We start from the raw sequence: 6,740 nt of genomic DNA on the forward strand, positions 1-6,740 counted from the left end.
AATAATCACCCATACTGGCCGTTTCTATCTGAGATCCAATTAGGAAACAAAGCCGCTAATCAGAGCCACTTTCCAGAAGTAAGAGCAAAACTATTGAGGGAGTACCCACCATTGCGTCACTCACATTTAGAGTGTGGGACATCATATTTACCATAAAGGCACTAAATAAGGACTAGTTATTGATTTCTAGTCCTATAGAGCAGTTACGGTTTAGTTCTTACAACCGTTTTTATCACATGTGATTTTACTGTGTGAATCGATCCAATGAGATGCTTCTTTCTTAGTGTCAAACCCGCAGCCAGTAGATCCTCCTTTTCTTCCTTTATGAACGATTCCTGTGGGGGTATGTTTAACTGCCATAAATGAACTTCCTATTTATTACCTGTATTGGTATTAATATCTTATATCTAAATTTAATTGCAAAATGTGCACCTTGTTGCTTATTTGGGGGTGACGAAAGGTAAACTCTATCTTTGTGAGCAACTTCATAGAAGTGTTGGAGCTGTACCTGATAAAGATAGTGTTTTAATACTGACTATTTAACTTGGTTCGTTGGTTCGTTGGTTCGTTTTGGTTATGAGATCACATAAGTTAGGCTGTAAGTGTTAAGTTTATGGAGAGTTCTGTGACAAAAAAAGACGATATTTATATTCAAGTACTTAAATATGCAGTTGAAAATGATGGCCCTTTTGATTTGACTAAGATGTTTAAAGAATTACATGTTACTGAAGACCAGAAGGTTATGCTGTTGCAGCAAGTTGAAATAGGAAATGTTCTCGCCCACCGAATGACGACCGTGGGGTTTAATCGTAGAGTCGAAAGTTGTGAACAGATAAAGGTGTGGTGTTCGGCTATTGACCGTTTTCGACTTCTAGAATATCAAGAGCTTCAGGAAGCGCGAGAGAGCTCTAAATCTGCAAGTCGCATGGCTAGAATTGCGATACTCATATCTATAATTTCTTTTTTTAGTGCAGTTGGTATTTCTCTGTATCAAATATCAAGTCCGATAATACTACCTGAGCACTTTTGGGATAGGCAGGATGAATTTATTAAAGCACTTGAGACTAAAGTAGCAGAGTCATTAAATAATCAAGATTCGTGAGGAGGGTAAAGTCCTGATATTTTTAGTTATTTCCCAATGTGTTATAAGCCGATTTGAACTAGGTATCTAACGGGTGTTGTCCAGAAATGAGTTTGTATGTAGTTCAACTAGCGGAGCTTTGATAGAACCGCCACGCCCGAAGGCAACGGGGTTTTGAAGAGATAGTGTGTTGAAGTGATTGGAGGGGGTATGGCCTATATATGGTTCATCAATTTCGTCGCCAGCTCTGCGGTAGCATTTCCAACATCTCGATAGCAATAACAATTAAAGCATCATAAAGAAGAGCGCCTAATCGACGCATTAAACTGGCTGGTGGTAAATTATGTTGTGTACTCATTGCTCGTTTCTTATTTGGAAATATTGGCGTCAGAATATAGTCTTGAAGGCTCAGAGGGAAGAGAGATTACGCACAGCTTCGTCATTTATGGCGAAAATATCGTCAAACGATTTGTAATTCAATCTTTTGCACTTGCACAGGTAATCATCTTACGTATAATGCCAAACATCGAAAGGGCAATGCCCCAAGATAATGCCGGTATGGTGAAATTGGTATACACGACGGATTCAAAATCCGTTGCCTTCGGGCGTGGCGGTTCAAGTCCGCCTACCGGTACCATATTTAAATGACAAAGCCTCGACGAAAGTCGGGGCTTTGTTGTATCTAGGCTAATCAAAAGCTTAGCTCAGTTTTCCTTTTCTGTTATCTACACTTTTTTCCCTCAATAGACTCACTTTATCAGCCTTGAATTTTCTTCCATGGTGCATCTATGGTTCATCACATGTCGATTCTGTGCTCAAGGGAATCCTAGTAAATCCAACAATTGCAAACTTCTGCAATCTCGCAAGTCAGTATTACCAAGGGTTGTGGACTTGAAGAACCATGGTACGACCATGGTGACTTTACGGTGCTATGAATTTTTAATGTGGCTTTTGGTTGCGAAAAGATCGTTTTAATGGGTTTGTTGTTAAGCCTTTTATCATGGGTGTTGTTGGGTTGTGTGTGACTAGCGCGCTGGGGATATACATTAGTAACTAATCACACGAAATGAGCGCGCAGTTGCATTTGTTGTAATGATATGCATTATATTTAACAGGCTTTAAGTGAATGGAATTGATTTGAATGAAAGCGATATTTGTTGATGCGGAAAATGTAGGTTTAAAGGAGCTTGAGAAGATCAACGCTGCGATTGTCGATAAGGTATTTGTATTTTCGAAATCAGATGCTGTTAAGTTGGTTTGCCAAAAATCGTTATACCACTTCTTGGGTGATTACCCTACAGGACCGAATCAAGCCGACTTCTACATTATTGCTTACCTATCGAGAGTGCTACTGGCTCTGGATAAGAAGCAACTAGGTTCAACACATTTTGAGCTATATAGTAACGATGAGAGCTTGATAACAGCTTTTGAGTTTCAGTGTGATGTGCTTGGAGCTAGCTGTCAGAGTATTCGAACGAGGGAGCAGACCGTTGTATCTCTCATTGAATCTAAGCCTAAAAAGCCAAAGAAACTCACACCTGAAGAAAGAGTGCTTAATGCACTGACTTCCCCTCAATCTCTCAACCCTAATTTCCAGAAGAAAGTAGGGTTGTCGCAATCGGATTTTAGCAAAGCAATTACTGAACTATCGAAAAACAAACAGATCAAGCGTTCCCCTCAGTCGAAGAAAAAGTGGGTATCTTGTTAGCCATGTATTTTTACATGTAAATGTCTCGATATTCTCTTTAGAAACCTATCAACGAATTTCACTACAGCCACCAGAAACGATTCTAATGCGATGATTCAGTATCGTTATTACTAACTTTAAATGGGTGAATATCACTGCTGTAAGCTCACTGAGAGATTGTCAGGGGTGTTTCTGTGGGGAAGTGGGTGAGATAACTGACTCAGTTGTTGCAGGGGGAATCAATCTATATTACTGATACGGTTGCTATGTGAGATATGGACTTTAATTGAGGTGGTGGTATCGGTGGATAGTTGATTGCGTGAATGTGGTGGGATGAATTGAGAGCTAGGCTTCGGATAGGATATTGATATTAAATATATAATAACCAGTACAACAGCTTGCCGTAGGCCGCTGTTGTACTGGTTATTATTAATATGTTGGTGGTTCTGCTGACGAAAATCAGACACTAAGCCCTTAGAAAACCTCTTTTTCTATAAGAGGTTTTTTCGTGTCAGTTACCCCAAAACCTCGACATCACTAAACATGTAGCCGCGTTCTAGCAGTGATTGCTTAACTGACTCTCTGAGACTGATATCGATATGATCTAGTAGTTCTTCTGCTGCTAGTTTTGGCTGTATTGTTAAGATTTTTTGGTCGCAGATGCTAGCTTCTTGAAGAAGAATTAGGTCATTGTTGTCTAAAGAATATATTAAAGTCTTCCCTTGGTTTTCTCCTTCTGTAGAGAAAGCCAATTTACCACCAATTTGAACTGTATGAATGACTGGTTCGGGTGCTTGTACAGTCAACATGTCTTTGAGTCCGTTTAATAGTTCTAACTCATGTTTATTTCCGTCCAAAGCAATTTTTAGCTGGCCTGATTTCAAAATGCTATCGGCAATAACAGATAGGTCATTCAGGCGAGGATCTAGAACCTCAAGCTCTTTACCTGATGTGAGAGCTTCACAAGCTTTTTGGTGGAATACTTTATCGCTATCTAGCTTGGAACATAGTCCTAGTTCTTTCTCCTTAAAGTTAAAGAGTTCTGAGTAGCGAGCTTGCTGTTCCTCTATAAATTTTTCAAAGGTGCTTTGAAGTTTTTTAGCGGAATCAATTGCGAATTCGATATCGTCGAATTCGATGAAACCGTCCGGTTTTTCAATAGATTCCGGGTAATAACGTGGTTGTTCCTCTTGAAAGAGCACATCATATTTATCACCAAGTTCACTATGACCTATTAATTTTGCAACTGATTCCATACTACGAACTAATTCTGCAAGTGGATGAGAAAAGTACGAGCTAGTGTAGCTAAAGTCTTGTATGGCTTTTTCTACACTACTGAGAAGTTCTCTTTTCACGTTTTCATAACTTTCATTTTGGTCGTGGTCGAATCTTAAGTTTCTCTTTAAGTTAGTTGAAATTGCGTATTCGATAGTACTTTTAAAATACTCTTTATTTTTAAGCTCACTTTGGCTCTTCTGATCTATTTGTCCTTCGGTTTCTTGGATCGCTTTTTTTAATTTTCCTAGTGTAGATTGCATAGTGCCTTGGTCGCTTGATGGCAGTACGCGTAGCGGTTTTCGGTTTGTAAATGTTAGATTGATGTAATGCTCTGGGTTTCTTACGTTAGGGTTGTCATAAAATGGGTTCATAGTTCTCTTTAGGTTTGAGTCAACCTCTTGGCATACATACAAGTGATACTGAGCCGCGATAACCTCATTTAATGACTCTAATGAATCAGCACTATCGAACTTCTCACGCAATTCGAAAGGAAGTGACTTGAGCTCTCCTATAAAGGCTTTCATTTGCTTTACCAGAAATAGGTCTAGGTCTTCTTTAGATAAAGCTAAACGGACGCATTTTGAAACTTGGAATGTTTCTGCTTTATGGTTCGGTAAGCGGAGGTTTAACAATGCTCTTAGTTTTTGAAGGTATTCATTGCTAGCTTTCTGACCGTCTTTCCATCCGTTGATTCTGGACTGTTTTACGCCGCATCTGCGAGCGATTTCTGATGGGGCTATATTTAACGATTCAAGTTGCTCGACAATGCTTTTTGCGCAGTCCTTATCAAGCTTTTGATTGTGGGTTATTGATTCTGACATAGGTACCTCTGTTTGGGTTAAGTTTGAAGTGACTATAAGTGCATATTGGGGTTGATGGAAAGGAAAATTTACGTAAGTGTTAATTTTTAAATGTTTGAATTTTAAGTTTTATTTTTTCTTTGTGAGGAATTGGTAGAGAAATTTTTGGTGTTTTGAAGGTGTTTTGAAGGTGTTTTGGATAGAGGTGTACCTTGCTATTCGTTACTTTTGAGAGATTTTTTACATGAGAGGCGAGTTTTGGTGTTTAAGTGTATGTCTGCGTAAATTTCACATAAGTAAGTCTTTGTAATTTACTTTTGTTGCTTGTTTTTGATTTGATTTTGCGGAAGTTTTGGGTAACTTTTGTGGTTTCTCTAACCATATCGCGTCGCTGTAACAAACAACTATTCAAACACATATTAACTAATTGAATATCTAGTTAATGGAGGTTTGAATGAGCAAATCACAACGACTCACCACCACTTTCCTCAACAATCTCAAGCCCAATCCTGCCAACGCTAAATCCACCGATTACGAAGTTAATCTATCTGCTATGAAAGATAGCGGCTTGCCCGTGGGCGTTAGATGTCTGGTGGGCAAAGGAAAGGGATCTGTCAGGTTCATATTTAGGTTTACTAGCCCTGTAACTGGTCGTAAGGCGTCGATCGGTCTAGGGCGGCTCAATGACACTGACCTAATCACCTTGCGCAAGAAAGCGAAAGAATATCGGCAGCAAATTCTTGAGGGTATTGATCCGAAGATCGAGCGTGATACTGAAAAAACTGATTATTCTATGACCCTTGAACGGTTCTTTAATGAAGTCTATTTACCACTGGCTAAGCAAAAGCGAAGCTGGAAAGATGATCAAGCGAGGTTCCGTCATGCTAAGTCGATATTTCATGTTCCCATTAATGAATTATCGGCGGCACATATCGTTAAGATCCAAATGGAAATGCAGGGAGCTATAAGTGAGACAACAGGGAAACCTTATGCTGTAGCTACGATTAATCGTGTATTAGCGCTGTTGAAAACGGTGAACCGTAAGGCTTACAAGTTGATGGATGCGCCGTTGGTTGCTGATAAGGTCAGCTTGTTGAAAGAAGACAACGTCCGCACTGGTTACTTTACCGAAGTACAGTTAAAAGAGTTCATAGGTCATGCTCTCAATCATGAGGATAAAAGTATTGGGGCATATCTAATTATTCTGTTTTTGACTGGGTTACGCGATAAGGAGCTTCGACTCCGCTTGCGAAGTGACATCTCATGGGAGGATAAAACACTCACTATTCCGCAAACGAAAAACGGTAGTAGTCACGTTATTTATCTAAGTGATTACATGATTGAGATTTTGAGGTCGGTGCCTCATGTGACGAATAATCCATATCTCTTTCCTGGACGTAAAAGGGGTAAACCCGTAGGGCAACCTAGGCATGCTTTCAAGGCTATCAAAGCCAAGATGGGACTGCCTGATATACCCGGAGATAAAGCGAATCTGACCCTACACAGTGCTCGTCATACGGTTGGGAGTTTATTAGCTAGTCAAGGAGTCTCGTTACACGACATAGCCAAGCAGTTGAATCACGCTGACCTGTCATCAACAAGACGCTATTCGAAGCTGACTGTGGGGCGTCGGCGAGAAATTGGTTCTCGCTTATCGGATATGGTGACTGCGAAACCAGAGATACGTTGGGAATAGTCATCCCAGATCCATTACCAAAGTAACAGACAATATTAGAAAAAGCCCTCGTACAGCGAATAGCTGGACGGGGGCTTTTTCATTATTAGGAGAAAATAATTATGAGAAATGTAAACAAGTTTGAAGATATTCAATCATTGCTAATGATCCGCACCAGCAGTTTTGGACACTGAGTTAAGTGAGTACAATCACTAATGA

General features: G+C 39.8%; 4 protein-coding genes, 1 tRNA gene and 1 pseudogene. 4 read left to right on the plus strand and 2 right to left on the minus strand.

Annotation, left to right across the window (positions count from 1 at the left end; genetic code table 11):
- Nucleotides 1-625: 625 nt before the first annotated feature.
- On the plus strand, nucleotides 626-1,102 hold the full coding sequence (locus ACED45_RS23485; RefSeq protein WP_136981347.1) for a hypothetical protein: 477 nt from the start codon (nucleotides 626-628) through the stop codon (nucleotides 1,100-1,102).
- A gap of 241 nt (nucleotides 1,103-1,343) precedes the next feature.
- Here ACED45_RS23485 and ACED45_RS23490 read toward each other — a convergent pair.
- Nucleotides 1,344-1,439: pseudogene (locus ACED45_RS23490) on the minus strand (RDD family protein); the annotation flags it as partial.
- 194 nt (nucleotides 1,440-1,633) lie between these two features.
- Here ACED45_RS23490 and ACED45_RS23495 point away from each other — a divergent pair.
- Both ACED45_RS23495 and ACED45_RS23500 read left to right on the plus strand, forming a co-directional pair.
- A tRNA-Leu gene (locus tag ACED45_RS23495) sits at nucleotides 1,634-1,718 on the plus strand.
- A 504-nt stretch (nucleotides 1,719-2,222) separates the two neighbouring features.
- The gene (locus ACED45_RS23500; RefSeq protein WP_371715156.1) at nucleotides 2,223-2,789 is read left to right on the plus strand and encodes a hypothetical protein; all 567 of its coding nucleotides are present in this window, start codon (nucleotides 2,223-2,225) and stop codon (nucleotides 2,787-2,789) included.
- A 494-nt stretch (nucleotides 2,790-3,283) separates the two neighbouring features.
- Here ACED45_RS23500 and ACED45_RS23505 read toward each other — a convergent pair whose 3' ends face one another.
- The gene (locus ACED45_RS23505; RefSeq protein ID WP_213967074.1) at nucleotides 3,284-4,867 is read right to left on the minus strand and encodes a hypothetical protein; all 1,584 of its coding nucleotides are present in this window, start codon (nucleotides 4,865-4,867) and stop codon (nucleotides 3,284-3,286) included.
- Nucleotides 4,868-5,300: 433 nt separating this feature from the next.
- Here ACED45_RS23505 and ACED45_RS23510 point away from each other — a divergent pair, with 433 nt between their 5' ends.
- Complete coding sequence (locus ACED45_RS23510) at nucleotides 5,301-6,542, plus strand: tyrosine-type recombinase/integrase (RefSeq protein WP_213967075.1); 1,242 nt, start codon at nucleotides 5,301-5,303, stop codon at nucleotides 6,540-6,542.
- Nucleotides 6,543-6,740 lie beyond the last annotated feature (198 nt).

The organism is Vibrio crassostreae (assembly GCF_041439375.1).
Classification (GTDB): Bacteria; Pseudomonadota; Gammaproteobacteria; order Enterobacterales; family Vibrionaceae; genus Vibrio; species Vibrio crassostreae_D.

Bases quoted from the DNA above. Each gene is read 5' to 3' on its own strand.
- ACED45_RS23510 (WP_213967075.1), top strand. From the start codon at position 5,301: ATGAGCAAATCACAACGACTCACCACCACTTTCCTCAACAATCTCAAG.
- ACED45_RS23505 (WP_213967074.1), bottom strand. From the start codon at position 4,867: ATGTCAGAATCAATAACCCACAATCAAAAGCTTGATAAGGACTGCGCA.
- ACED45_RS23500 (WP_371715156.1), top strand. From the start codon at position 2,223: ATGAAAGCGATATTTGTTGATGCGGAAAATGTAGGTTTAAAGGAGCTT.